This is a genomic window from Kitasatospora purpeofusca, assembly GCF_042691725.1.
GTDB classification, from domain to species: Bacteria; Actinomycetota; Actinomycetes; order Streptomycetales; family Streptomycetaceae; genus Kitasatospora; species Kitasatospora purpeofusca_B.
Window position 1 is genome coordinate 8,317,082 of the sequence record NZ_CP170483.1, and the last position, 24,806, is coordinate 8,341,887.

Annotated in this window: 20 protein-coding genes, 2 pseudogenes and 3 CRISPR repeat arrays; of the genes and pseudogenes, 6 read left to right on the forward strand and 16 right to left on the reverse strand. The window is 71.9% G+C overall.

Features of this window, described 5'->3' with window-relative positions; genetic code table 11:
• Positions 1–10 precede the first annotated feature (10 nt).
• A complete protein-coding gene (locus ACFCLZ_RS35890; RefSeq protein ID WP_380282091.1) occupies positions 11–829 on the reverse strand; it encodes a hypothetical protein in 819 nt (272 codons plus the stop codon).
• An 18-nt stretch (positions 830–847) separates the two neighbouring features.
• Positions 848–1,078, reverse strand: a complete 231-nt coding sequence (locus ACFCLZ_RS35895; RefSeq protein WP_380282092.1) for a hypothetical protein — start codon at positions 1,076–1,078, stop codon at positions 848–850.
• Between the two features lie 493 nt (positions 1,079–1,571).
• Between ACFCLZ_RS35895 and ACFCLZ_RS35900 the strand changes: the two genes are divergently transcribed.
• Positions 1,572–1,751, forward strand: coding sequence for a hypothetical protein (locus ACFCLZ_RS35900; protein ID WP_380282093.1), 180 nt, complete (start codon positions 1,572–1,574; stop codon positions 1,749–1,751).
• A 124-nt stretch (positions 1,752–1,875) separates the two neighbouring features.
• Here the strand turns inward: ACFCLZ_RS35900 and ACFCLZ_RS35905 are convergent.
• Positions 1,876–2,296: pseudogene (locus ACFCLZ_RS35905) on the reverse strand (transposase); the annotation flags it as partial.
• Positions 2,297–2,397: 101 nt separating this feature from the next.
• Positions 2,398–2,949, reverse strand: a complete 552-nt coding sequence (locus tag ACFCLZ_RS35910; protein ID WP_380282094.1) for a hypothetical protein — start codon at positions 2,947–2,949, stop codon at positions 2,398–2,400.
• A 161-nt stretch (positions 2,950–3,110) separates the two neighbouring features.
• Between ACFCLZ_RS35910 and ACFCLZ_RS35915 the strand changes: the two genes are divergently transcribed.
• A complete protein-coding gene (locus tag ACFCLZ_RS35915; RefSeq protein WP_380282095.1) occupies positions 3,111–3,518 on the forward strand; it encodes a hypothetical protein in 408 nt (135 codons plus the stop codon).
• On the forward strand, positions 3,518–3,820 hold the full coding sequence (locus ACFCLZ_RS35920) for a hypothetical protein (protein WP_380286430.1): 303 nt from the start codon (positions 3,518–3,520) through the stop codon (positions 3,818–3,820). Before ACFCLZ_RS35915 ends, ACFCLZ_RS35920 begins: the two co-directional genes overlap by 1 nt.
• Here ACFCLZ_RS35920 and ACFCLZ_RS35925 read toward each other — a convergent pair.
• The 12 genes and pseudogenes from ACFCLZ_RS35925 to ACFCLZ_RS35980 form a co-directional block, all read right to left on the reverse strand.
• A pseudogene (locus tag ACFCLZ_RS35925) lies at positions 3,715–4,518 on the reverse strand (transposase); the annotation flags it as partial. The gene ACFCLZ_RS35920 and the pseudogene ACFCLZ_RS35925 overlap by 106 nt on opposite strands.
• A gap of 74 nt (positions 4,519–4,592) precedes the next feature.
• Positions 4,593–5,453: a transporter substrate-binding domain-containing protein gene (locus ACFCLZ_RS35930; protein WP_380282096.1), complete on the reverse strand. Its 861-nt coding sequence runs from the start codon at positions 5,451–5,453 to the stop codon at positions 4,593–4,595.
• Between the two features lie 9 nt (positions 5,454–5,462).
• Positions 5,463–6,155, reverse strand: coding sequence for a hypothetical protein (locus ACFCLZ_RS35935; protein ID WP_380282097.1), 693 nt, complete (start codon positions 6,153–6,155; stop codon positions 5,463–5,465).
• 47 nt (positions 6,156–6,202) lie between these two features.
• Entirely contained in the window at positions 6,203–6,664 is a 462-nt protein-coding gene (locus ACFCLZ_RS35940; protein ID WP_380282098.1) for a hypothetical protein, read from the reverse strand.
• 498 nt (positions 6,665–7,162) lie between these two features.
• A protein-coding gene (locus ACFCLZ_RS35945; protein WP_380282099.1) for an IS5 family transposase occupies positions 7,163–7,967 on the reverse strand; the annotation gives its coding sequence in 2 pieces (ribosomal slippage) (positions 7,163–7,679 and positions 7,678–7,967; 807 coding nt in all).
• 205 nt (positions 7,968–8,172) lie between these two features.
• A CRISPR array of direct repeats spans positions 8,173–9,055; the repeat unit is 29 nt; unit sequence GGGACCATCCCCGCACGCGCGGGGAGCAG.
• A gap of 890 nt (positions 9,056–9,945) precedes the next feature.
• A complete protein-coding gene (locus ACFCLZ_RS35950) occupies positions 9,946–10,209 on the reverse strand; it encodes a hypothetical protein (RefSeq protein WP_380282100.1) in 264 nt (87 codons plus the stop codon).
• Between the two features lie 423 nt (positions 10,210–10,632).
• Positions 10,633–11,715: direct repeats of the CRISPR family, unit length 29 nt; unit sequence CTGCTCCCCGCGCGTGCGGGGATGGTCCC.
• Between the two features lie 4 nt (positions 11,716–11,719).
• Positions 11,720–12,976 (reverse strand): MFS transporter, encoded by a 1,257-nt coding sequence (locus ACFCLZ_RS35955; protein WP_380282101.1) that lies wholly within the window; start codon positions 12,974–12,976, stop codon positions 11,720–11,722.
• Positions 12,969–14,168 (reverse strand): cytochrome P450, encoded by a 1,200-nt coding sequence (locus tag ACFCLZ_RS35960; protein WP_380282102.1) that lies wholly within the window; start codon positions 14,166–14,168, stop codon positions 12,969–12,971. Before ACFCLZ_RS35960 ends, ACFCLZ_RS35955 begins: the two co-directional genes overlap by 8 nt.
• An 84-nt stretch (positions 14,169–14,252) precedes the next feature.
• Positions 14,253–14,927, reverse strand: coding sequence for a DUF5825 family protein (locus ACFCLZ_RS35965; protein WP_380282103.1), 675 nt, complete (start codon positions 14,925–14,927; stop codon positions 14,253–14,255).
• On the reverse strand, positions 14,908–16,890 hold the full coding sequence (locus ACFCLZ_RS35970; RefSeq protein ID WP_380282104.1) for a RiPP maturation radical SAM C-methyltransferase: 1,983 nt from the start codon (positions 16,888–16,890) through the stop codon (positions 14,908–14,910). Before ACFCLZ_RS35970 ends, ACFCLZ_RS35965 begins: the two co-directional genes overlap by 20 nt.
• A gap of 78 nt (positions 16,891–16,968) precedes the next feature.
• Positions 16,969–17,130, reverse strand: a complete 162-nt coding sequence (locus tag ACFCLZ_RS35975) for a hypothetical protein (protein ID WP_355361235.1) — start codon at positions 17,128–17,130, stop codon at positions 16,969–16,971.
• Entirely contained in the window at positions 17,127–18,986 is a 1,860-nt protein-coding gene (locus tag ACFCLZ_RS35980) for an alpha/beta hydrolase family protein (RefSeq protein ID WP_380282105.1), read from the reverse strand. Before ACFCLZ_RS35980 ends, ACFCLZ_RS35975 begins: the two co-directional genes overlap by 4 nt.
• A gap of 295 nt (positions 18,987–19,281) precedes the next feature.
• Between ACFCLZ_RS35980 and ACFCLZ_RS35985 the strand changes: the two genes are divergently transcribed.
• The 3 genes from ACFCLZ_RS35985 (at position 19,282) to ACFCLZ_RS35995 (ending at position 24,676) form a co-directional block, all read left to right on the forward strand.
• Positions 19,282–20,187 carry a trypsin-like serine peptidase gene (locus ACFCLZ_RS35985; protein WP_380282106.1) on the forward strand — a complete coding sequence of 302 codons (906 nt, stop codon included), beginning with the start codon at positions 19,282–19,284 and terminating at the stop codon, positions 20,185–20,187.
• Between the two features lie 104 nt (positions 20,188–20,291).
• Positions 20,292–21,374: a polyprenyl synthetase family protein gene (locus ACFCLZ_RS35990; RefSeq protein ID WP_380282107.1), complete on the forward strand. Its 1,083-nt coding sequence runs from the start codon at positions 20,292–20,294 to the stop codon at positions 21,372–21,374.
• A gap of 70 nt (positions 21,375–21,444) precedes the next feature.
• Positions 21,445–22,699: a CRISPR direct-repeat array (repeat unit 29 nt; unit sequence GGGACCATCCCCGCACGCGCGGGGAGCAG).
• Positions 22,700–23,494: 795 nt separating this feature from the next.
• A complete protein-coding gene (locus ACFCLZ_RS35995) occupies positions 23,495–24,676 on the forward strand; it encodes an Hsp70 family protein (RefSeq protein WP_380282108.1) in 1,182 nt (393 codons plus the stop codon).
• Positions 24,677–24,806 lie beyond the last annotated feature (130 nt).

A 24,806-nucleotide genomic window follows, 5' to 3' on the forward strand; every position in this document is an offset into this window, starting at 1 on the left:
CAGGTACTCCTCACACGCGCACGAGCTGCCGGCTCGACTCTCTCATGCGCTCGGCGAGCTCCAGCACGGCCCTCTCAGTGGCCCAGGGAGAGAGGGCCCGCTGAAGGGCCCGGGCCCGGAGGACCATCGGCTGGACTACGGTGGCGGCGGCGATGTCGAGGGCGGCGTGCGCGGTGGCGCAGGCTGCTTCGAGGTCGCCCTGGCCCAGCCGCACCTCGGCGATGTCCAGTGTGAGTACCGCGCGCCCTTTGACGTCGTCGTTGGCGCGGTGCCTGATGGCGGTCTCCAGGAGGAGCCCTGCTTCCTCGTGCTCGCCGAGGTGGACGTAGGTCTCGCCGGCCAGGCCGTCGAGGCGGCCGGCGGTGAAGAAGTCCAGGCCGCCGCCGGGGTCGTCGGCGAGGTCGAGGTGGTGGGCGGCCTGGTCGAGGGCCACCAGCGCGGTGGCGCGGTCGCCTCGCGCGGCGGCGACGGCGCGGGCGCGGTTGGCAGCGACCCATGCGCGCCGCCGCGGTGCTGCGACGGCGGCGACAGCGTCGGCCTGGTCCAGGAGCACGGCGGCTGTGTCGCGCCGCCCGGCCGTGTACTGGACGATCGACTGCATGGTGAGGAGCCACGCGGTGAGGTCTCCGGCCTCGCCCTCGCTGGCGGCTGCCGCTCCGAGGTGGAAGTGCGCCTCGGAGCGGGTGCGGTCGCCCAGATCGTGGTGCGCGAGGCCGAGCAGACCGGCGACGACGGCCAGTATCCGCACGCCGCGGCGCCGGGCGGCCAGGGCCTGCGGCCGGGCGAGCATCTCGTGTACGCCGGCGAGCTGGCGCATCGGGACGGACACGGTGGGCGGCGTGACCGGTCAGCGGGCGGCTACGTCGGCGACGGCTGCCTCCAGGTGTGTGAGGGCGGCGTCAGATGCGGTGGAGCGGGACAGCATGTCGAGGACTTCCCAGGTCTCAGGTACAGCGACGGGCCGGTAGGAGGCCGGTCCGGGGGCCTGCTCCCATGGCCGGTCGGCGAGGCCGAGCATGCGCCCGGGGATGCGGAGGCCGTCGGCGATCCGCTCGATGACGTCCATGCTGGAGACCACCCGACCACCGGACATGATCTCGGTGACCGACTCGTGGCGAGGCCAGTACGGCGGGCGAGCTGAGCGGGCCCGATCCCAGCACGGCGAGCGAGCTGGAAGACGGTGCCGATCTCTCGCTGTGCGCATGCGCTGACGAACGCGGGGTCTGCGAGCACGCGTTCGGGGAGTGGTTCCGGCGTGGGCACGGTGGGGCCTCCCGGGGGTGATGGTGGCACGAGCGTATCCGCGCGCGACGCTCCACCGTGGGTACTCACCATGGCTCTGGCGGCCGCCTGCGGAGATTTCGATGCTGGGCCTGTGACGACCAGCCACCGTCCAGCGCCGGCGCCGTTCACCCGGGCCCAGAAGGACGGTCATGCGTGCATGCACTGCGGAAGTGGCGAGGGCGAGCTCGTCGCCGCCGGGCCACGTCTGCGTCCCCGACTCGCCCAGCCTGGGCTGGGCCGTCGTCGCACACCCTACCCGCTGCCCTGACGCCTCCCAAGGAGCATCTGTGACCACCTCCACCCCGCCGCCGGAGACATCCGAGAAAGCGGAGGAGACCGGCGGCTACTGCCGGGACTGCGGCGACTACGGCCTCGGCACCTACCCCGGCATGCGGACCGCCATCACCGACTGGATCACCGGCCACAGGGGCTGCACCTCACCCCGCCAGGGCGTCGTGCAGGAGTGACCCCCGACCGTGATCCGCCGCGCCCAGCTGCGGCCTACGCGGTGTCGATCGCCGCCCTAAGGGCTGTCCCGTAATTGATCGTTGAGGGCGGTGGACGGTGGGCCGTCGCCCGGCCGCTTCCGCTCTACGCGGCTTGGATGAGGTTGTGCAAGCGTGCGATGCCGAGCATCGCGTGGTGGACGCCATCGCCCTTGAGCCGGCAGTCGCGCAGGATCTTCCAGCTCTTCATCCGGGCGAAAACGTGCTCGACACGAGCCCGGACCTGCTTGTGCTCGCGGTTGTGCTCGACCTGCCAATCGGTGAGCTCGCCACCCCTGGGGCGGCGGTGCGGGATGACCAAGCCGGTGCCAGGGTAACCGCCGTCGGCGATCGTGGTCGTCCTCCCGACGGCGGCCGCCGCGCCGGACTCGGCCCATGCCATGCAGTCGTTGCGGTTGCCCGGGAGCGGCCTGCCGACCACGACGACCATGCGGGTGTGGGCGTCGATGACGACCTGATGGCTGGTGGAGTACCTGTAGTTTCTTCGACTTCTCGGCGATCGCGTGGGCTCAGGCCGGTGAACGGGGCTATCCAGGACGGCTCCGATGCCGTGATCACACCAGCCACCGCGAGATCATCTCACCCTCCTTTGCAAAGAGCCGGGCGATCACGGCCACTGTGCTGCGGCTCGGGCAGGTCGGCGCCGCCGGTAGTAGGCCCAGGCCAGGGCCAGCACGATCGGCCCCCACAGCATCGCCGGGCTGATGCACACCCGGGCCAGGGCCATCCACCATCCGTTGCTGTAACCCGCCTCGGGCAGGACGCCTGCCCATGCGAGTGGGTAGAGGTCGAACATCGCCACCAGGGCGAGGCCGCCCAGGACCGCCGGGATCACGGCGGCGAGCGGGGGCACCCGACGGCCGCCGATGAACGGGATCCAGCGCGGGAACACCTCGCCCCAGCCGGCCACCAGCCCAGTGGTCAGCAGACACAGCGCCTCGGTGAGCACACTGAGCCCGACGACGTAGACCGGCGTCCACCAGGGCATGGGCGGACGGTTCGGATCGATCATGCCCATCGTGAAGCCGACGGCGAACGGCAGTCGCCACAGGCAGTGCGGCAGCACGATGAACGGGAGGGCGTTGGCGAGCCGGAGGGCCCAGACCGGGACGGGGCGCTCGGTGTCGCCGAGCGGAAGGGCGAGACGTGTGATCGGCATGACCCCACCATCGCTGCACCTCAACGACCAGCGCGTCGGCCGTACAAACGATCAGGATCCCCCGCTGGAGCGACCCCTCGCTCGTCCTGACGGCTGACGGCCGGCAAAACCCTGGTGGCCATCTCGGAGGTCAGTTACGGGACAGCCCTTAGGCTCAGATCATGACCCCCACCACCTCTTCCGAGCTGCGGCATGTCCGCATCCAGGCGGCCGGCCCGACCACCCGCCTGGAGATCGACGGCCACGACATCGCCGAGCATGTTGCCCCCTACCAACTCCAGCACACCGCCGGGTTCGCCCCGGAACTGCAGCTGGTGCTTCGCCCGGCCGCCGACCCCGCGTTCGAAGGCGAGGCCTGCGTTGTCGTCGGATCGGCGCCCGACTCGGGGCCGGCTGCCGCCGCGTTTCTCGCCGCCCTCGATCCCGCCGAGACGGAGCGGGCGGTCCTTGCCCGGCACGACCTCTTCGACGGCGAGCCGCACGAGCTGACGCGCGCCCTGCTCCTCCAGCTCACCGAGTGGGCTCTTGGGAAGCGGCAGCCCGGCGAGCACGAGCCGGTGGCCGGCTGATGGCCACCGTGACGAGCAACGCCGGGGCGCTCGCCGCGCAGTTGGAAGCGTGCGCTGCCGCCGCTGGCCCGGCCGCGGCGGCGGTGGTGCGCCACCACGCGATGATCCTGGAGACCGCGATCAAGCTGGAGACCGCGATCAAGGCCGCCGCGTCCGGCCGCCCCGGACCGGGCGTGCAGACCGGCGACTACCGCAGGTCGTGGACCACCGACCGGCCACCCCTGCAGCCCTTGCGCTTCCGGCTCGCGGCCCGGTCCCTCTTCTCCGGGATGACAGCCTTGATGCCGCGTTTGCGCAAGTAGGCGCGGTTGGCCCGGGAAGAGTAGGCCCAATGGGAGGCGAAGGTCGGCGGGCCGGGTGCGGGGCCGGCTGACGGGCAGTCGCACGCGCACCTTGGTGAGGATGGGGACGAACTGCGGGCTGTCACCGGCCTGCCCTGCGGTCAGGACGAGCGCCAGAGGGCGGCACCGGCGGTCGGCAGCGAGATGGACCTTGCTGGTCAGCCCGCCCCGGGACCGGCCGAGCAGGGCCTGTGTCAGGCGGAGCTTGCGTCGAAGCCGCACCCGTCTGTGCTCGTCCTGTCCGTTCTGTTCCTGCGCACCACTCCTCTTGCCGGGCTTCCTCCTGCTCGCGCGCGGCCTCCCTCCAAGGCCTGCATGAGCTCCTCGTTCACGAGCATCTCGGCGGCGTCGTGGTGGGCGCGGACGGTCGTGGAGTCCACGCTGACCAGCGACAGGTCCGTCCTTCCCTCGCCGGCGGCCTCGGCGATCAGGCCTTCGAGCAGGCGCTGAACACGCTGGCGTCCCGCCAGGCCCGAAACCGGCCGAAGACCGTCGACCAGGGGCCGAACTCGTCAGGCATCTCCCGCCACTTGGCGCTGAGCGGAACCGCCAGATCACCCCTTCGAACTGGTCTCGAAGCCGTTCGGGACAGGGTCTGTAATGATCGGAACGTACTCGATTAAACCCCGCTGCTCGTCGGTGAGTTGCTTGCGCGTCACAGCCAACATTCCTACCGGGTTCTGCCCCAGGATGGGGGTAGAACCTGAAGATTGATTACGACATCCCACAGGCCCTATTTCGACGGCTTGTCGTGGCACTTGATCTGCTGTGGCATCGGCTGGAACTGCTTCCACTGGTCCCCCTTTTGCAACTCGGGGAACGCCGCGATGAGATCGTTCTGCCAGTCGCTGCTGGTGACGTATTCGGCGATCTTGGCCGCGATCTCCTTGCAGTCTCCGGGGTAGTCCTTGGAGATTCCGACGCCGTAATTGTTGGGCGACCCGATCGTGACCGTGGACACCGTGACCTCCTCATCCAGCTGGGCGAATCCGTAGAGGATGATCTGATCGGTGGAGACTGCGACGACTTTACCCGATTTGAGCTTGTTGATGCAGTCCTGGGCGTCGTTCCCGGAGACGTTGATGATATCGGAGTACTGGCTCCTCAGAACCACCTCCGAGGTGGTGCCGGGCCAGGTGCAGACCGGCCGCCCGTTGAATTCCTCGGGGGTCTTGAATGAGGGCCCGTCCTTGCGGAGCAGGAACCCCTGCTTGGTGACGAGGTACGAACCGGCGAAGTTGATGTCGGACAGGCGTTCGTCGTTGATGGAGAAGGTGGCGATCATCAGGTCAACGCGATTATCCTTAACTGCTAAAACGCGGTCCTCGGAGGGCGTGTCGTTGAAGGCGAGCTGCTTGGGGACGAAACCCTCCGCCCTGGTGAGGTGATAGGCGACCTGCACCTCGAATCCGCTGCGCTTGTAGTGATCCACAACGCTGGTGCCGGGCTGGTCGTTCTTCATCCCGAGGATCAACCGGTTCTGCTTGAAGAGCGAAGGCTTCGACCGTTCGTGATCACTGGTGCAGGCGCTCGCCAGCAGAACCGATGCGACGGAGAGCGCCGCGATCTTGTGGCTTCGGTGGAGAATGGACATCGGACCTCATCAACTGTTTCGTAGGACGGCATTGCTGACGTCGACGTCGATCTTGCAGCCGTCGTCGGCGCTGATCGTGAGTGTCAGACCGAGCGATTTCACACCGGGGTTCAGTCGGATCCTCGCCGTCCGCGCCTTCAGCTCTTCGACCGTCCCGCCGGCGGCAATGACCCCGAGCTTCGCCCCGGGCACACACAACTGGCTTGAGTAGTGCTCCCTGAAGTGGAAATCGATCACCAGGGACGGCCGTTGGGCGGGGATGAGGACGGTGACTTCCTTCCGGTCCTCCTTGCCGATCGGCTGGGAGGCGACCTGGCGGAACTGCTCGGTGACGGAGAGGTCGCCGTGGTGCCGCACCCAGGAGAACCCCCACCAGCTCACGGCGACCAACAGAGCGGTCACGCCCGCGAAGATCGCGGGAGCCTTCTTGACGGTGCTGCCGATGCTCTCATCGGGCGCACCGGGCGACGCGGCCAGGCCGACGGCCAGGCCGGTGGCGAGCGCCACGACGGCAGGGGCCAGGTAGTAGGCCCGCTGCCAGTCGCTGCCATCCGGATGGCTGACGATCGCTGCTAACAGGCTCGCGAGGGCGATGAGGATCCACAACCAGCGGCCGTGGCCCGTGAGGCTGACGCGGATCATCCGGTAGTCGCCGCCAACGGCGGTCCCGCCGTCACGGGCCGACACGTTCAGCGATGTCACGGCACCGCGTCTCCCGGGGGATCTCCTGCGCCACATCCACGGTCGGGTCACGGTGTGCGCCCCGTGGGGTCGACGCCGTCGATCCTGCCCCCGCTGCTCACGGAGCCCTCTCCCCTGGCGGTCACCTCGATCGCCTCGTGCCGAGGCCGCTCACGACCGGCTCGGCCGCGACCGCGCCGCCGACCGGTTCCGCCAGCACCGGCATCGATGCCCTCCGCGGCCGCCATGCCGCCGTCCTCCGCGAGGACTCGCACCTCCCGGCTGCTGCCCCCGCTGATGGAGGGGGCTGGCGAGGCCTGTCCTCTTCCATGGCTCGGCGCTACGTTGCCCTGGCCCCGTAGCAGCCCGCGGGCCATGACCGCGAAGCCGAACAGCGCGATCAGCCCACCGCCGATGCTCGCGAACTTCTCCGCCGTGTCGAGGTCCACCAGAACCGCCACCGCGACTAGCCCGATCCCGGCTGCCGCGCACAGCGCGGCCGCTACCCACCAAGCCCAGCGATTCGCCATCGGCTGCACCCCGCTTGTCGTTTCGTCAACTAGTCTATTTTTCAACGTGATTGATGCCCTCGTCGATGGGACTCCGATAGTAGGTCACTCGGATCCGTCCGGGATGCCAAATCCTTCCGCGTCTAGCTGTTGCCCAGTTCGTCGACCGGCCCGGCGGCGGAGGAGGCGCTGGCGGTCCGGTGGAGCAGTACCAGCCAGGGCTGCCGCGAGTGCGATCGCGCCCGATCCGCGATCACCCGATCGCCAAGGGGGTCCGCAGCTCCCACAGGGGCTGCGTCCGCCGGAGCCGACCCGGAGCGCCGCCCCGGGGCTCCGGGTCGGCTCCGGGTGGAGTCCCTGTGGTGGGTGGTGGCGTGGCGCCCGGTAGAAAGGGCGAGTTGACCTTCAGGTCGGATGAACCCCGACAATTGAATCCGCTGGCCGATTCGATGCCGGACGGCGGGTGGACGGAGATCGTCGAGGCCAGCTTCCACGTCCCGCTAAGGCCTGTCTCTTTGGCTATCTGCGGGACCAGATGAGGATGGCGGCAAGGTGGAGTGCGGCCTGGTAGGCGATGGCGAGTTTGTCGGTGCGCATGGCCAGGCCGCGCCACTGTTTCAAGCGGCCGATGCACCGCTCAACGGCGTTCCGTTCCTTGTAGGCCTCGGTGTCGAAGCCGGGCGGACGGCCTCCGCGTGAGCCACGTCGTAACCGGTTGCGGATCTGGTCCACCGGTTGCGGGATGACCGCGCGGATGTGGCGTTCGCGCAGGTGGGAGCGGATCGCGCGGGCGGAGTACGCGCGATCCGCGATCACCGTGTCCGGCCGGGTCCGCGGTCGCCCGGGGCCCGTGCGGGGAACGCGGATCGCGGCCATGGCGGTTGTGAAGGCGGGTGCGTCGCCGGCCTGCCCGGCGGTCACGACGAGGGCGAGCGGGCGGGCCCGGGCGTCACTGGCCAGGTGGATCTTGGTGCTCAGGCCCCTGTGTGAGCGCCCGATGGCGTGGTCGGCGGGTTCGCCCCGGCCGCCGTCACCCTCTGCGGGCGCCGGCGGCGTGCTGGTGGGCCCGGCACACGGTGGAGTCCACCGAGGCGGTCCAGCCGATGTCGTCCTCGGCGTCCGCCGCGGTGAGCAGGGCGGCGAAGATCCGCTGCCATGTGCCGTCGACGGCCCACCGCAGCAGCCGCTTGTGTGCGGTCTGGAACGGCCCGAGCTCGTCCGGCAGGTCACGCCAGGGCGAGCACGTTCGGTACTTCCACGCGATCGCCTCAAGCATGCGGCGGTGGTCCGCCCACCGCCGCCCACGGACCGGATCGGCCGGCATCAACGGCTCGATCCGGTCCTACATCGCATCACTGATCACCAACCGGACAGACGCATCCGATCAACTGCTCAGCGCATCAAAGAAACACGCCTTAGGTCGTCCTCCCCAGTCGGCCACGTACGCGAAGGGGGCGTATCCGGCTGTGCGCGTACCCGGCCGCCCCTACAGGTACGGCTGTACGCGACGGGTCTTACGGCTCCGCAAGGGGACCATCCCCGCACGCGCGGGGAGCAGGAGGACCTGGTCACCAAGGCCGACGACGTCCGGGGACCATCCCCGCACGCGCGGGGAGCAGCCGGAAAGAAATAGGAGAAAGCCGTGTCCACCGGGACCATCCCCGCACGCGCGGGGAGCAGAAGTGCAACCGCGGTGCCTTGCCCGCAAGGTAGGGACCATCCCCGCACGCGCGGGGAGCAGTCGATCATCGGCTGATCCCGATGGAGAAGCTGAGGACCATCCCCGCACGCGCGGGGAGCAGTTGCGCAGGATCAGGTCGGCCACGATGGACGGGGGACCATCCCCGCACGCGCGGGGAGCAGACCCCTTCGACGTGGAAGTTATTCGCGCTGGCGGGACCATCCCCGCACGCGCGGGGAGCAGATCAGGACGGGGATGCGCCCGGCCCGGATGGCGGGACCATCCCCGCACGCGCGGGGAGCAGGGGTGTAGTCCATGGGGGTCTCCTGTCGTGGTGGGACCATCCCCGCACGCGCGGGGAGCAGGAGACGGCCGGCGGCGTCATCATCGTCGGCTCGGGACCATCCCCGCACGCGCGGGGAGCAGACCGGGACCAGGCTGTCCAAGTCGCCGTGGGTGGGACCATCCCCGCACGCGCGGGGAGCAGCGGAGGATGCGGTGAGGGGGGTTTCAGTCACCGGGACCATCCCCGCACGCGCGGGGAGCAGACCGTTCTCGCCCCGATCACCGGCTACGACATGGGACCATCCCCGCACGCGCGGGGAGCAGCGGCCGACGATGACGGCGTCCTCCCCGTCGATGGGACCATCCCCGCACGCGCGGGGAGCAGACCACCTCGTCGCCGTCGCGGTGGATGTCGTTGGGACCATCCCCGCACGCGCGGGGAGCAGAGTTCGTGAGCTGCGGGTCTATCGGGCGGCGAGGCTCGATTCTGCAACTTGTTGAGAATCGGTCATATTGGGCATGTCGGGCTTTCGGGGTGCGTGGTGGTGGATGTGAGAGAACTCTATCCACGGATGGGCTATCGCGACCGAAGGTTGAACGGGGCTTACGTGGTGATGCAACCCCACAGAGCGCGGCGAAAGCTAACCGGGTTGTTCCCGGCGCTGACTGGCAACTGTCCGGTGACGTCCGCGCCGGTGCCGTTCAGGGCGAGCAGGACGGGGCGGTCGCGGCGGCGCCGCCGCGACCGCCTGTTCGGGGTCCGGGTACGCGGTGGCGCAAGCGGTGATCAGCTGCCGGTCGCACAGGTCCCGCAGCAGCGTGCGGGGCTCTCCGGTGCGGTGACCGCCAGCGTCGTCATCTGCCGTATTGCGCGTGGCCGTGTTGGCGCACCGGGCCAAGGGTCGGCGGACAGGGCGGTCCTGGCGGCGTCGGCGTCGACCCGGGTCGGACTTGCCCCTGTCGGCGGAAGGCCTTGCGGGGTCGGGCGGTCGATCTTCACCACTGTCGCGTCCCGCTCACGCAGATGCCGGTGCATTCCACACAGGTCGGCGCCTGGGTGCCGAAAGGGCGAAGCCGGGTCCAGTGGGGCAGCGTAGTCCTTGGCGGTGGCCGCCAATTGCTCCGACCCGAACAGGTGCCCGGCAGCGGCAGTGCGGGGTGCCCTTGTGGGTGTCGATGCCACCGGTGATCTAGCGGGATGGTCGGCATCGCCGTCCTCGCCATTGATCCGGGTAGGGCGGAAGCGTCCGGTCCTGGAGGCGGGCAGGACGGTGAAGGGGCAGTCAGATGTTGGGTCGGACCTGACCGGGGGACCGCTCAAGAATCGTCCTCACTGTCAGTCGTCGAGCGGCGAGGGGCTGGTGGCCGCCGATTGGTCCCGGGTGCGTTCGCGGGCGGTGCGGCAGGGGAGGTGACGGGTGAGGGCGTCGCTGCAGTTGGCGGCGGCCATCCGTTGCAGCAGGGCGGCCAGGCGGGTGGCGAGCGGGCGCAGTCGGGACCGCAGGGCGGTGTCGACGCGGGCGTCGAGGCGTTCGACGGCGGAGCAGATACGGGTGACGAGGAGCGCGGTACCGCGAACGGTGCGGCGGAGGTGGTTCACGCGAGTGCAACCGGTCGGTCACCCGCCCGGTTTCGGCCCCCGGCCGGGTGGCCGATGGCAGACGCCCCGCCGCGCGCCCGGCGCGCCCGGTCCGCGCCCGCGCGGGCCCTCCCGGCGGGCGCGCATGGGGGCTTCATGGCGGCGGAGCCGACCGCCTCTGTCGCGAAAACTCCCACCCGGTCGAGCGGATCGCCGATCGGTCGCCGCCTCCGCCGACCACCGCATCCTCACACCCGCTCGGGGCGCCCTCGGTGCCCGGGGGTATGGCGTTGGCCTGGTTCGGCAATCGGCCGGGTCCGTCGATTCGAACCCGGATAGAGTTCTCTCGGCCTTACAGGAGGCGCCCCGAAAGCCCGATATGCCCGACTCTCAACAAGTTGCAGGATCCGGTCCCACCGCCGCATAAACCCGCAGCTCACGAACCTGCTCCCCGCGCGTGCGGGGATGGTCCCGAGCGCACCGGCCGCTGGAACAAGACCTACGTCTGCTCCCCGCGCGTGCGGGGATGGTCCCTACCGCGTCGAGGTGACCGGCACCATCGACCTCTGCTCCCCGCGCGTGCGGGGATGGTCCCGACCCGGCCGCTGGCCGCCAGGTACAGCCGGGCTGCTCCCCGCGCGTGCGGGGATGGTCCCTGCGACCTACCGCTTAGAAGGTAGTGGCGCTTGCTGCTCCCCGCGCGTGCGGGGATGGTCCCTTCTGCGTCCCCCCCGTCATGACCTTGGTGACCTGCTCCCCGCGCGTGCGGGGATGGTCCCCCGGACCACCTCTGGATCGGGGAGGCCACCGACTGCTCCCCGCGCGTGCGGGGATGGTCCCCTGGTCCTGTCCGCCGTGGGCGTGAGCCTGTTCTGCTCCCCGCGCGTGCGGGGATGGTCCCAGACCGCCACGGCGCAGCGCACGGCTCCACCGCTGCTCCCCGCGCGTGCGGGGATGGTCCCCGGCTCGGCGGGGACGAGTTCGCCGCCGTCGTCTGCTCCCCGCGCGTGCGGGGATGGTCCCCACTTCGCGGACGTGTCCTTCGCGGTCACCACCTGCTCCCCGCGCGTGCGGGGATGGTCCCCACGCCTGCCAGGACGTCATGATCCCGTCCTCGCCGCGCCACTGGCCGCTGCTCCCCGCGCGTGCGGGGATGGTCCCATCCTCAAGGCCATCGCCCACGGTGCCATCGCCTGCTCCCCGCGCGTGCGGGGATGGTCCCCACGCCCGCGGAGAGATCGCGGGAACGCGGAGCTGCTCCCCGCGCGTGCGGGGATGGTCCCATCTCCACCGCGGCCTGACCCTCCATTCGGTGCTGCTCCCCGCGCGTGCGGGGATGGTCCCCGGCCCCGTCTCGGCCGACGGGCGCCCGATGCCTGCTCCCCGCGCGTGCGGGGATGGTCCCCGGGCGCGCTTCAGTTCCTCGACCTCAACGTGCTGCTCCCCGCGCGTGCGGGGATGGTCCCAGGTGGTCCATGTCGATGACGCGCACGCCGAACTGCTCCCCGCGCGTGCGGGGATGGCGGCGGCCTCACAGGTCGCGGATCTCGCGTCTGGTCAGTGCGTAGCCGAACGCCGCCAGCAGGCAGAGGCCGGTTGTTGCGAAGACGGCCCGGCTGCCGAAGGCGTCCACTGCCGCTCCGGCGGCGATCACCGAGAGGGGGAAGACGCCCAGGCCGCAGAAGGTGATGGCGGCCATGACTCTGGCCAGCAGGGCGGGTGGGGTGCTCTTCTGGATGCCGGTGACGACCAGGACGTTCGTGACCGTGCTGGCGCCGCCGGCCAGGCAGAGGAGCAGCACGGCGCCGATGATGCCGGTGAACGGGACCAGGCCGATGGCCGCTCCCATCGCCAGGCCGGAGAGCATCGCCGTGCGGCCCCGGGAGCGCAGGTCGGTGAGGCCGGCCGCGAAGAGGCCGCCGACCAGGGCGCCGCCGGTGAACGCGGCGAGCAGTAGGCCCAGGCCGACGGCGCCGGCGGCGAAGCCGTCGGTGGCGAGGGTCGGCAGGGCGACCCGGGTGGCGCCGCCTACGGTGAGGTTGGCGATCACTGTCACCGTCAACACCGCACGCAGCAGTGGTGATTCCCGTAGCAGGGTGCGGAAGTTCCGTGGCATGGAGGCCCGTTCGGAGATCGGGCGGGGCGGTGCGACGAGGCTGCCGCGACCGATCAGCAGCAGTGTGGCCGCCGACACGGCGAAGGTCGCCGCGTCGATTCCCAGCGCGGCGGCCGGGTCCAGCCAGGCGACCAGTGGGCCGGCCGCCGCCGGGCCGACCAGGCCGGCGCCGAAGGTGACCGTGCTGTTCAGGGCGTTGCCCGCGTGCAGGTCCTCGGCGGGCAGCAGGGTGGGGGTGATCGCCCAGGCGGCCGGCAGGAAGACCCCTGCTCCGAGTCCGACCAGCAGCGCGAGCGTGCTGATCAGCCAGAAGTGGGCCGTCCCGCCGGCGGCGACCGCGCACAGCCCGGCGGTGGCGAGCAGGCGGCCGAGGTCGGCGGTGAGCATCACCCGCCAGGCGCCGAAACGGTCGGCGAGGATCCCGCCGAGCGGGGTGGCGGCCAGCCGTCCCGCGCCGTAGGCGGCGACCACCAGGCTCAACTGGCGGGCGCCTCCGCCCAGGGAGTAGACCAGCAGCGGCAGGGCGACCACCTGGAACGCGTTGCCGAACTCCGAGGTGGCCTGTCCGATCACCAGCAGCCGGTAGCCGCGTGAGCGCAGCGGTGCGACGCCGATCCGGGGGCGGAACCGCAGCAGCCCCGTCGCGCCGCCGGTCCCCGTGCTGCTAGCCATCGAGTGAGACCGGCAGCGACTCCAGGCCGCGCAGCATGATGGTGTTGCGCCAGGGCAGGGTCTCCTCCGCGGCGGCCAGCTCGATCCGTGTGAAGCGCTCCAGCAGGCCGGTCAGGGCGACCTCGCTCTCCAGTTTTCCGAGGAAGGAGCCGAGGCACCGGTGCAGGCCCTGCCCGAAGGCCAGGTGGCCCGGGTCGCCCCGGTCCAGGATCAGCCGGTCGGGATCGGTGAAGCGGGCCGGGTCCCGGTTGGCCGCGCCGAGCGAGAGCAGCACCAGTTCGTCCGCCGGGATCTCCACGTCGTCGACCATCACGTCGGCGTTCGTGAACCGCAGGGTGGCCATGCTCACCGGAGACTCGTAGCGCAGGAACTCGTCGATCGCGACCGGCATCGCCGCCGGGTTCTCCCGCAGCCAGGCGAGCTGGTCGGGGTGGTGGAGCAGGGCGAGGGTGGCGGTGCCGAGCAGGTTGACGGTGGTCTCGTGGCCGCCGATCAGCAGCAGGAAGACCATCGAGAACACCTCCTGCTCGGTGAGTTCGCCGGCGTCACTGGCCCGGACCAGGTCGGTCAGGATGTCCTCGCGCGGCGCGGCCCGCCGGGCCTTCATCAACTCCCGCAGGTAGGCGTTCAGTTCGGTGGTGGCCTGCTGGAACGTCATGTCGCCGCCCTGGGTGAGGATCGCCGTCGACCAGGTGCGGAAGGCCTGCATGTCCTCCGGGGGGAAGCCCAGCAGCTCGCAGATGATCATGATCGGCAGCGGGAAGGCGAAGTCCGTCACCAGGTCGGCGGTCTCCCGCCCGCGCAGTCCGTCCAGCAGGCCGCCGGCGATGCGCTCGACCAGCGGTCGCATCCGATCGACCCGCCGGCGGGTGAAGACACCCTGGATCTGGCGGCGCAGCCGGGTGTGGTCCGGCGGGTCGCTGTTGAGCATGTGGACGACCTCCGAGCCGAGCGTCAGACCGGAGCCCCGCCCGCTCGCGATGGCCTGGCTGCGGCGGACGTCCTGCCCGAACCGCGGGTCCATCAACGCGGCCCGGACATCCTGGTAGCGCGTCACCAGGTAGACCGGCAGGCCCTCGCCGAACTCCACGACGGAGACCGCGCCCGCCTCGCGGATCCGGGCGAGCGTGGGGTAGGGGTCGCGGATGAAGGCGGACATCCGGGCGGCGGCGTCGTCGACCGCGGTGGTCATGGATCTCTCCTGGGACTCGGACTCGGGCACGGACTCGGACTCGGGCACGGACTCGGGTTTGCAGTCGGACGCGGACTCGCGCACCTACACGGTCAGCGACGGGAAGGGCCAGCGGCGCACCCGCATCGGCAGGAACCAGGCGCGGCCGGCCTGTTCGGCGATCAGGCCGGCCTCGGCGAAGTCCCGGTGGACGGCCTCCGGCAGCAGGCCGGTCTCGACGCCCTCGGCCAGTGCGTCCAGCTGCGCGAGGTGGCCGGGCTCGTCGATGGTGAACAGCTCCAGCGTCCCGAACCGGCGGTCGCGCACCTCGACGAAGCCGGGGCCGCGCCGGAATACGCACTTGCTCGGGAAGTACGTGGCGCGCCAGTCGGCGACGACGTCCGGGGGGAGGCCGGTCGACTCCTCGGGCGGGTACAGGTGGTGGAACCGGCGCTGCGCCGCGCAGCCGTCCGTGCAGACCGCCTGCCAGAGGACGGCGAGCCCCTGCCCGGTCGCCTCGCGCAGCAGCATCAGCGCCCGTGCGGAGGCCGCCGGTGCGTCCGCGCAGAGCCGCACCGGCTCGGTCAGCCGCAGGCAGCGGACCCCGGCGCGGTGCAGCCCGGTGACCTCCTCCTGCGCCGGGCCGGGCAGGGTGCGGCGACCGAGCGCGAAGCCCGGCAACTCCCGTGCGGCGGGGTCGTAGTCGAGCCAGAGCTCGACCTGCGGGCCGGCCGCGCGCCAGGCGTCGGCGTCGGTCTGCTCAGCCGATCGTGACGGCATCGAGCACCTCCTCGGCTTCCTCGGCTTCCTCGGTACGAGGGCGGACGGCGCCCTCGTCGGCGCCGGGGCGGGCGGAAACGGGACGGGTGGCGCCGGGACCGTGCCGGTGCTGCATCCGCATGAGCACCTGGTTGTCGGACTCGACGGCGACCTGGAGGAAGCTGTCCCCGTCGTGGAACAGCAGACCCAGCGCGGTGAAACGCTCCAGTACCGGCTCGACCGCCGCCGCGCCGCCGGGGAGCTTGGCGGCCAGTGCGGCGGCCGACCGGGGCTGGGCCAGCAGCCGGAAGGCCGCGACCTCCACCGGATCGGTCAGCTCGACCACCCGCCAGTCGTACCCGGGCCGGGTGTTGACGAGTACGATCCGCCCGCCCGCGTCCCGGTAGCTGAGCCGGCTGTCGGGGAACCGCGCGAGCCAGGTGTCCACCGCCGCGCCCAGCCGCTCCGCGACCGCGCCGCCGATTCCGCGCGGCGGAGCGGTGAACACATAGGCCATGTCGTTCAGTTCGCTCTCCGGCAGGCGGTAGGTCGCGCGGTACTGGAAGGCCGGCCGGGTGATGGCGAAGCCCAGTTCGGGACGGTCGAAGTAGGGGCTGAACCGCTCGATCGCGATCCGTCCCGCTCCGGTCGGCGGGTCCAGGTGGTGCAGCACGGGCAGTTGGTCGATCACCGACTCGTAGTCGGCCGGCTGCTCGCCCGGAAAGCCGTAGAGGTAGTTCCAGGTCACCGAGACCCCGGCGCTCTGCGCGTCCCGCAGCGCGCGGACGTTCTGGCAGCCCGTCACGCCCTTGTCCATGATCCGCAGGACCCGGGTGCTCAGGTTCTCGATGCCGGGCTGCACCTGGGCCGCGCCCGAGTCGCCGAGCAGCTGGAACTGGTGGCGGCGCAGGTTCGCCTTGATCTCGAAGTGCAGCCGCAGATCGACCGGGAGTTCGGCCAGCGACTTCAGGACGGTGTCGAAGTAGCCCATGTCCAGGATGTTGTCGACCACGTAGACGTCCAACAGCTGGTGGCGTTCGGCGAGGGTGAGCACCTCGGCGAGGAAGTCGGCCGGCGGTTTGGAGCGGAACTCCATCGAGGAGCCGTTGAGCCCGCAGAAGGTGCAGTGGTGCTTCTCCCCCCACCAGCAGCCCCGGGAGCCTTCGAGGACCAGCTTGGGGTCCACCCAGGTGGCCGCGACGGAGGCGTCCAGCCGTTCGAAGAAGCCGTCGTAGCGGGGCGCCAGGATCGCCGCGGGCGGCAGCGGGCGGTTGGTCATCGCGTTGGCCGTCGGCTTCCCGGAGCCGTCGCGCCAGCACAGCCCGGGGACGGTGGAGAGGTCGCCGCCCTCCGGGAGGCCTTCCAGGAGCGCCGGGAAGGCGGCCTCGCCCTCGCCGCGCACCACGTAGTCCAGGAAGGGGAAGTTGCGGTGCAGCGCGGCGCCCTGCGGGCCGTCGCAGTTCGCGCCGCCGAACACCGTGCGCACCTGCGGGCACCGCTGCTTGAGCAGCCGCGCGGCGGCCAGGCTCGCCGTGTTCTGCTGGAAGGTGGTGGTGAAGCCGACCAGGTCCGGCGGGTCGGCGGCGAGCTCGTCGACCAGCCGGGCGATGAAGGCGGGGGCGATCGCGCGGGTGGCCCGGGTGAGGGCGATCTCCTGCTCGCTCGCGCCGTTGGCGGCCAGGTACTCGAAGTAGCCCGCGACGTCGGCGTCGGCATCGGCGTCATCGATGTCGCCGTCGTCGCCGTACAGCGCACCGGCGAAGGCCCAGTCTCCCGCGCCCTGGAAGTAGGACTTCTCGGAGAAGTACTGGTAGTCGTCCACGCCGAAGCCCGCGGTCTCGGCCGCCCAGTCCACGAAGTCGAGGTTGGCGTAGCGCACGTCGACCTGGTGGCCGGCGCGCGCGGCGGCGGTGTGCAGGATCCCCAGCGCCAGCGACGGCACGTCGATCGCACCCCAGGGCATGTGCAGCAGGACGATACGCATGATGGCCACTTCTGTCGTTCGCCGGCGGTCGGTGAGGTGTCGCTCCGGGGCGGACCAGTGCCCCGGAGCGACGGAGGGTCACTTGCCCTCGGGTGCCTTCTTCGGCTTCGGCTGCCCCTTGAGGGCAGGCGCGACCGCTGCGGCCTTGGTGATGTCGAGCGCGAAGTTCTGGACCACCACGGCGCCCCGGTCACGCTCCGGGGTGCTGATCGGGTCGTTCTGAATGCTGCGTCGCTTCATGGCTGTTCACCTCCTTCCACCAGCTCGGTGGGTACCCCCGGGCGATCGCCCCGGGGTGTCCGGGGGAGCGGTGCGGGCCAGGCGTGCCCGGCGAACCGGACCATCGCGGCCAGCACCGATCGGTGGTCGGCGGTGCGGCGGCTGTAGTGGCCGCCGTCCACCCAGAGCAGTTCGTGCGGCACCGCCAGCCGGCGCAGGTCCGCGGCGTACCGGGCCACCTGGTCGGGCGGGCACCGTTCGTCGGTCCGCGAGGCGACCAGCAGGACGGGCGAGCGGACCTGGTGCACGTACGAGCGCGGGTCGGCCGCGCGGTAGCGCTCGGGGACCTCGTCCGGGGTCCCGCCGAACAGCTGCCGGTCGAGCTCGCGCAGCGCGGGGGTGGTGGTGCGGTAGGCGGCGGGGTAGTCCGCGATCGGCTGCGCGGCCAGGCCGAGTGACCACAAGTCCGGTTGCGCGCCCATCGCCAGCAGGGCCAGGTAGCCGCCCCAGGAGAACCCGCACAGGCCGGTGCGCTCCGTGAGCGCCGTGCCGTCGGCGACCAGTTCCGCGCGGACGGCGGCCAGGTCCTCGATCTGCGCCAGCCCGACCCGGTGGCCGTACTCGTGCTGCCAGCGGGCGCCGTAGCCGGTGGAGCCGCGGTAGTTGGTGCGCACCACCGCGTAGCCGTGGTCCACCAGGGCGTTCACCCGCGGGTCGTAGGAGTCCCGGTCGTGGGTGGCGGGGCCGCCGTGCACCAGGAAGAGGGTCGGCCACGGGCCGGGGCCGACCGGGGTGCTGACGAAGCTGTGGATCCGCCCGTACGGCCGGGGCGTCCAGCGCCGGCTGCGGGAGGTGTGGCCGTTTTCCGGATCGGGGTCGTCCGCCGCACCCTCCGCGCCGGGGCGCAGGACCAGGGGGCGGGGCGGGGTCGACTCGCGGCTCCAGACGCAGTGCAGGGTGCCGTCCGGGGCGCAGGACAGGTCGTGGATCGTGCCGCCGGGTGTGTTGATCTCCCGGGCGGGCGGGGCTTGTCCTGCTGGGTCCGGGGTCGGGCCCGCTGCTGTGGGCGGGGCGAGGTCGGCGAGGAGCAGCCGACTCCGCCCGGCCCGTTCGTGCTGGATCAGTACACCGCGCGGCCCCCGGTACCAGCCGGCCGATATCTGCGAGTCGAACGACAGGCTCGGGTGCCTGCGCAGTCCCGTGCTCGCCCGCCAGGTCGCGACGGTGTACCGCTCGTCCTCCTCGACCACCAGCAGCAGTTCCGGTTCCAGTGCCGCGAGCGGGTTGAACTCGATCGGCCAGAGCCGTGATCGGCGGTCCCCGGCGAGCCGCAGCGGACTGTCCGGCCGGGGGTCCGTCGACCACAGCACCACGGCGTCGTCCCCGTCGGGCTGTCCGCCGAGGGCGAGCAGCCGACCGTCCGGCGACAGGTCGGCCAGGTTCAGGTACCCCGGCGCCGAACCGATCAGCCGCGCCTCGCCCGAGGGCGGTCCGAGGTAGCAGTGCGAGGCGCCGTCGACGCCGACGGCCACCGCCGCGAGCGCACCCGTCCGGTCGAAGGCGACGCCGTACGCCCGCCCGCGCGGCACGCCGTGCAGCGCCTCGCCGTGCAGTGCCTCGCCGTCCGTGCCGCCGGCGAACGGCTCGCGCCGCCACCGCCCCTCCCCGGCGCTGTCGGCGTCGAACCACCAGATGGCGTCGCCGTCCGGCTCGATCTCGCTCAGGTGGACGCCCCCCGGCCGGTCGGTGACCACCCGGCGCAGGCCCGTTGCGAGGTCCCAGGCCACCGCCTGCCAGCGCTCCTCGACGAGCCGCGTCTCGACCGCGCGGTCGGCCGCCAGCGCGGCGAAGCCGGGGGACTGGAACGCCTGCGACAAGGACCCGGCCCTTCTGGCTCGACGGTGGGAACAGGCTGCGCTGAACGTCCCGGGGCCAGCGGGCTGGCGTGAAGGAAAGGTCATTTGTGGAGGAGTCGCGGACACTCTAGGGGGGTGCCGTGGCCGCGTACAGACATCTCGCACGGTTGGCCGAAAGGTGGCCGGAGTGACGGGCGACTGACGGACGTGCGGAAGCGCTGGGGGCGTGCTCGTTGGCACGTCGTCGACACGTTGTCGACATGCCGCTTCGAAGCTGGTGGGACAGCACACCCGACAACGAAGGGTAAGGACACCCATGCGTATACGCAGTCTCCTCGCGGTGGTCGTGGCCTCGGTGGCGGCCCTCGGCCTCGCCGTACCGGCCTCGTCCGCCGCACCGGCCCGGGGCGCCGAGCCGATCGAGAGGGTCAGCGGCGGGACCCACGTCCTGATCAACCCGGCGAACGCCGCCGACACGGGCTGGGCGCCCGAGAAGCAGAGCTCCCTCGACGGGCAGCCGCTGACGATCCCCGCGATCTCACCGACCGGCGGCCCGAAGGCCGCCGCCGGCGCGACGGTCAGCGCCGGTGCGACGGCCGGCGCCAGCGTCTGGGGCACCACCGGGCGGCTGCTCACCGGGAGCGGCGTCTGCACGGCCAACGTCGTCTCCAGCGCCAACCGCGATGTCATCGCCACCGCCCGGCACTGCGTGGAGGGCGGGCACGACTTCAAGTTCGCCCCCAACTACGACGCCGGGAACACCCCCTACGGCTGGTGGACCTGGCGGTCGGCCGGCTGGGTCGATGCTCCCGCTCCGCAGGGCGACATCGCGTTCATCGTGCTGAACACGCAGAACGGCCGGCACATCGCCGACGTCGTCGGGGCCACCGGCATCGGGTTCAACCAGCCCATCAACAACTACGCGCACATCATCGGCATCCCCGGGAAGAAGGACGCCAAGGACGAGCACATGCTCTGGTGCGGCGGCCAGCCGGTGGCCGGACCCGAGCAGCCGTCCACCGCGCTGATCGACAACTGCATCGGACTCGACGGAGGCGCCAGCGGCGGACCGTACTTCGTGAACTACAACCAGAACGACGGCTCGGCCGTGCAGACCGGTGACTTCGTCACGGGCTACAGCTGGCAGGGCAAGTGGTGGGCGGTGAGCGCCTACTACCGTGACGACGCCTACAACGTCTTCAACGGGGCGCAGCACGCCTGATCGCGCGCACGGCACCGAGCCCCCTCGGGCTCGAAGCCCCCGCCGGCCGAGGCCGGCGGGGGCCGGGGCGTCGGCGTGCTCGTGCGGATGCGAGGGTAGGCCTCGTGAACGAGACGATCACGGCAGCCGCCCGCCAACGAGTCGCCGAACACCGGCGCCGGTTCGACCGCCGCTTCGAGGCCTACTTCGCCGCCCTGCCCGAGCGCCTCGACACACCGCCGCTCAGCCGCTTCACCCCGCGCTGCCTGGAACTGCTGCGGGACCTCTCGCTGCGCGGCGGCAAGCGGCTGCGGGTCGCCCTGCTGTACGAGGCCGCCCGACTGGTGACCACCGACCCGGTGCCCGGCCTGGCGGAGGCCGCGCTGAGCATCGAACTGCTCCAGACGCACGGGCTCGTCCACGACGACATCATCGACGACGCGCCCGTACGCCGCGGCGGCCCCTCCACCTACTACGCCTACCGCCGGGAGTTCCCGGAGGCCGACCGCACCGCACTCGGCCTGGCCGTCCTGGCCGGAGACCTCGCCGCCTTCCTCTCGATGCGGGTCCTGCTGGAGGCGGACGTCCCCGCGGAGCTGCGGCAGGCGATGCTGGAGGTGCAGCTGAACGCCGGAGCCGAGACGGTCGCCGGGCAGATCGTCGACCTCGAACGGGATTTCCGGGCACTCCCGGACGAGGAGTTCCTGCACACCGTCTGCGAGTACAAGTCCACCCGGTACTCCGTGCTCGCCCCGCTGCGGCTGGGGCTGCTGGCCGCCGGCGAGGACGTGGCCCGCCACGATGCGCCGCTGCGCCGGTACGCGACGCTGGTCGGCATCGGCGGGCAACTGCGCGACGACTACCTCAACCTGTTCGGCGAGGAGGGCGCCACCGGCAAGTCCGTCGGCGCCGACCTCCGCGCGGGGCGCCGCAGTTACGCCGTGAGCGCGCTGCTGGCCGGCGCCGACGAGGCGCAGCGGGCCGTGGTGGAGGCGGCGCTGGGCGACCCGCAGTGCACGGTTGAAACGGTCGAGCGCATCCGCGAGTTGGCCCGGGGGCTGGGTGTGGACGCGAAGCTCCGCGCCGACATGCGCCGCTACGCCGACGCGGCCCGCGCCGAGGCGGCGGGCTGGCGCCCGCACTGGCGCGGGGAGGCGGTGGCGTTCTTCGAGGGCCTGCCACTGTCGAACGTGATCCCAGGAGCGTGAGCGGGTACCTCGGCCTCCGGTGGGCACTTGGTCGCCGGGGGCGAGTACTACGACGGAGCCAGAGCTGCCCGGGGCCATCCCCGCATGCGCGGGGAGCAGGCGGTCAGCACAGTGGAAATGCCGCAAGCGATGGACCATCCTCGCGTGCGCGGGGAGCAGGCATTCCAGCTCGGGCTGACCCCCCTGCAGACGGGACCATCCCCGCGTGCGCGGGGAGCAGAGCGACGGCTCCAGGATGTCCGTCGTGCCGAGGGGACCATCCCCGCACGCGCGGGGAGCAGCGCAGACGTCGCCGTACGCGCCGCACTGGCCAGGGGACCATCCCCGCACGCGCGGGGAGCAGAACCGCTCGCACTCGACCGCGTACGCCTTCCAGGGACCATCCCCGCACGCGCGGGGAGCAGTCTGCGGCCGTACCGGCCGGATCGTCGGCCGCGCCGAGGGACCATCCCCGCACGCGCGGGGAGCAGTTCTTCAAATTCATCCTGCACATCCCGATTCAGGGACCATCCCCGCACGCGCGGGGAGCAGGGCGGCGCCTTCGAGCACGTCCTCCTCGAGGCGGGACCATCCCCGCACGCGCGGGGAGCAGGCCGAGCTGGAACGCCGACTGAAGGCCGGCGAGGGACCATCCCCGCACGCGCGGGGAGCAGCGAGCGTGAAGCGGTCGAACTCGGGCATGCTGGGGACCATCCCCGCACGCGCGGGGAGCAGGATCCGCTGATGGCGGCCACGATGGCAGGCGGAGGACCATCCCCGCACGCGCGGGGAGCAGCGACGCCGACGTCTACAGCCACGCCGACAACGGGGGACCATCCCCGCACGCGCGGGGAGCAGAAGCTGCGGGACGAACAGATCAGGGAGCACCCGGGACCATCCCCGCACGCGCGGGGAGCAGACCACGAAGGTCACCGGCGACACCCAGGCCCGGGGACCATCCCCGCACGCGCGGGGAGCAGGGTCCGGGGGTGGTGCCGGTGGGCGCGGGACGGGGACCATCCCCGCACGCGCGGGGAGCAGCCAGCCGGGGCTGACACGGCCTCACCGGCCTTGGGACCATCCCCGCACGCGCGGGGAGCAGCGACGCTGACGCTTCCCAGCTCGGCAACCACAGGGACCATCCTCGCGTGCGCGGGGAGCAGGCATTCCAGCTCGGGCTGACCCCCCTGCAGACGGGACCATCCCCGCACGCGCGGGGAGCAGTCCACCGCTCGAAGCCGTACCTCCCGGCCTGGGGGACCATCCCCGCACGCGCGGGGAGCAGGAGCGCGCCGCCCTCAAGCGCTCCGCCCTGACGGGACCATCCCCGCACGCGCGGGGAGCAGAGTTCGTGAGCTGCGGGTTTATGCGTGGGTGGGGCGGGATTCTGCAACTTGTTGGGAATCGGGCATATCGGGCCTTGGGTGCTTTGCTGCTGCGGTGAGGGAAGTTTAGCCGGGTGGGGCGTGCTATGGGGTGGCCGCTGTCGTGCCTTGGGTGGGCGCCAATTCGACCCGGCGGTCCTCGATGTCCCGGAGGGCGTTCTGCAGTGCGCGGGCGAGGGTCCAGGCTGAGGGTGTCAGTGAGCGGGTCGAAGCGGCGAGGTCGGGGGTCCACCGTTGGTCGAGCGCGGGAAGTTCATCGATCTAGCGGCGCTCGGCGGGGCCGTTCGCGCCGAACGGGGTGGCGAGCGCCTCGGGGATGTCGATCGAGCCGGGCGTGCTCATCGGAACCTCCCTCGGCGGGGTTGAGGGGGCGCCCCGGCGCTGTCCGGTTCCGACTCCTGCGCGGGCCGTCCGGCAGGGCGAATCCGTAGAAAGGCCAGCGGATTCAGTCACCTGACGGTGTCTCGGTCGAACGCCGAGCCGAGACTGGTCGTGGCACCCCGGCCCGGGGGAGCGGGGTGCCGTCCGGGGCAGTTCCCGGGCCGGGGCTCATCCCGCAATGGCCATGCCATTGTTACAAGATGTGCTGAATTTCTCCACAGTTGCCCCCGGGGCCCTAGCATCCTGCGCGGGGGTGCCGGAGGTCCTTCCTCCGGCTCCGCCCGTGCGCCCTGAGTCACCGCAACTCACCTGCGAGGACACGTGTCTGACTGGTCGTTGGCAATCGACTTCGGTACCTGCTTCACCACCGCGGCCGTGCGCGTCGAACCGGCCGGAGCGGTGGCGGCGGTCGAGATCGAGAACAGCCGGTACCTGCCGTCCCTGGTCTGCCTGGACGACGACGGCCGGCTGCTCACCGGCCGGGCCGCCGTCCAGCTCGCCGCCCAGCGGCCGGAGCGCGCCGAGCAGCACCCCAAGCGGGCGCTGCTCCGGCAGTCGGCGGTGCTGCTGGACGATCGCGAGGTGGCCACCGCCGACCTGGCCGCCGCCGTGCTGGCCCGTGCGGCGGAGGAGGCGCGGGCGCGGTGCGGCGGGACGGATCCGGGACGCGTCGTGCTCACGCACCCGGCCGACTGGTCGCCGGGCGATCTGGACCGGCTGGTCGAGGTCGCCGGACGGGCCGGGCTGGACGCGCCGGAGCTGCTGCCCGAGCCGGTGGCCGCCGCCCGCTTCCACGCGGCGAACATCTCGGCGAACGCTTCGGCGAACATCTCGGCAGACGCTTCGGCGAACGCCCCGGCGGACGGCGACGGGCCGATCGCCGTCTACGACCTCGGCGGCGGGACCGTGGACACCGCCGTGCTCCGCCGGGAGGGCGGCGGCTACCGGGCCGTCGCGGTCGCCGGGGATCCGGACTTCGGCGGCCGAGACCTCGACCAGGCCCTGTTCGAACTGCTCCGAGACCGGGCGCTGGACCTCGACCCCGGGCCCTGGCAGCAGCTCTGGGCCGACCCCGCTCCCGCCGCCGCCCACCAACGGGCGCAGCTCGCCCGCGAGTTGACCCTGGCCAAGGAATCGCTGTCGAGCACCGGCACGGTGTACCTCGCCGTGCCGGGCTACCCGGAGCCGTTCGTCGTCCAGGGCGGCGAGTACCGGGCGGCCGTCACCCCCGCGCTCACCGCCTCGGTGGGGCTGCTGGAGCGGACCGTCGCCCGGGCCGGGCTGACGCCGGCCGAGCTGGGGGCCGTCGTGCTCTGCGGGGCGGCCAGCCGGACGCCGCCGGTGGCCGACCTGGTCGCCGCCCGGCTGGGCCGGATCCCCGACCTGGCCGCCGACCCGAAGGCCGCCGTCGCCCTCGGGGCGCTCACCGACCCGCCCGCCCCGGCCGACGCCGGGACCGCCACCGGCATCCACGCGGAGGGCGCACCGGAGGCCGGTTCCGGCCGCTGGACCGTCGCCCACTACCCGGACGAGGTCGATCCCGAGCTCTGGCTCTGAGCCCGGCGGCCACCGGGCCACCCCACACCGCGGGACCGCAGCGCCCGCCGCTTCGTGCCCCACCCTGCCCGAAAACGGATCGCCCTGCCAGAAGACGGACCGCCCGCCCGAGGACCCGCGAGAACCGCGA

Coding starts and splice junctions, on each gene's coding strand:
- ACFCLZ_RS35910 (WP_380282094.1), bottom strand. CDS start 2,949: ATGCCGATCACACGTCTCGCCCTTCCGCTCGGCGACACCGAGCGCCCC.
- ACFCLZ_RS35915 (WP_380282095.1), top strand. CDS start 3,111: ATGACCCCCACCACCTCTTCCGAGCTGCGGCATGTCCGCATCCAGGCG.
- ACFCLZ_RS35920 (WP_380286430.1), top strand. CDS start 3,518: ATGGCCACCGTGACGAGCAACGCCGGGGCGCTCGCCGCGCAGTTGGAA.
- ACFCLZ_RS35930 (WP_380282096.1), bottom strand. CDS start 5,453: ATGTCCATTCTCCACCGAAGCCACAAGATCGCGGCGCTCTCCGTCGCA.
- ACFCLZ_RS35940 (WP_380282098.1), bottom strand. CDS start 6,664: ATGGCGAATCGCTGGGCTTGGTGGGTAGCGGCCGCGCTGTGCGCGGCA.
- ACFCLZ_RS35955 (WP_380282101.1), bottom strand. CDS start 12,976: ATGGCTAGCAGCACGGGGACCGGCGGCGCGACGGGGCTGCTGCGGTTC.
- ACFCLZ_RS35960 (WP_380282102.1), bottom strand. CDS start 14,168: ATGACCACCGCGGTCGACGACGCCGCCGCCCGGATGTCCGCCTTCATC.
- ACFCLZ_RS35965 (WP_380282103.1), bottom strand. CDS start 14,927: ATGCCGTCACGATCGGCTGAGCAGACCGACGCCGACGCCTGGCGCGCG.
- ACFCLZ_RS35970 (WP_380282104.1), bottom strand. CDS start 16,890: ATGCGTATCGTCCTGCTGCACATGCCCTGGGGTGCGATCGACGTGCCG.
- ACFCLZ_RS35975 (WP_355361235.1), bottom strand. CDS start 17,130: ATGAAGCGACGCAGCATTCAGAACGACCCGATCAGCACCCCGGAGCGT.
- ACFCLZ_RS35985 (WP_380282106.1), top strand. CDS start 19,282: ATGCGTATACGCAGTCTCCTCGCGGTGGTCGTGGCCTCGGTGGCGGCC.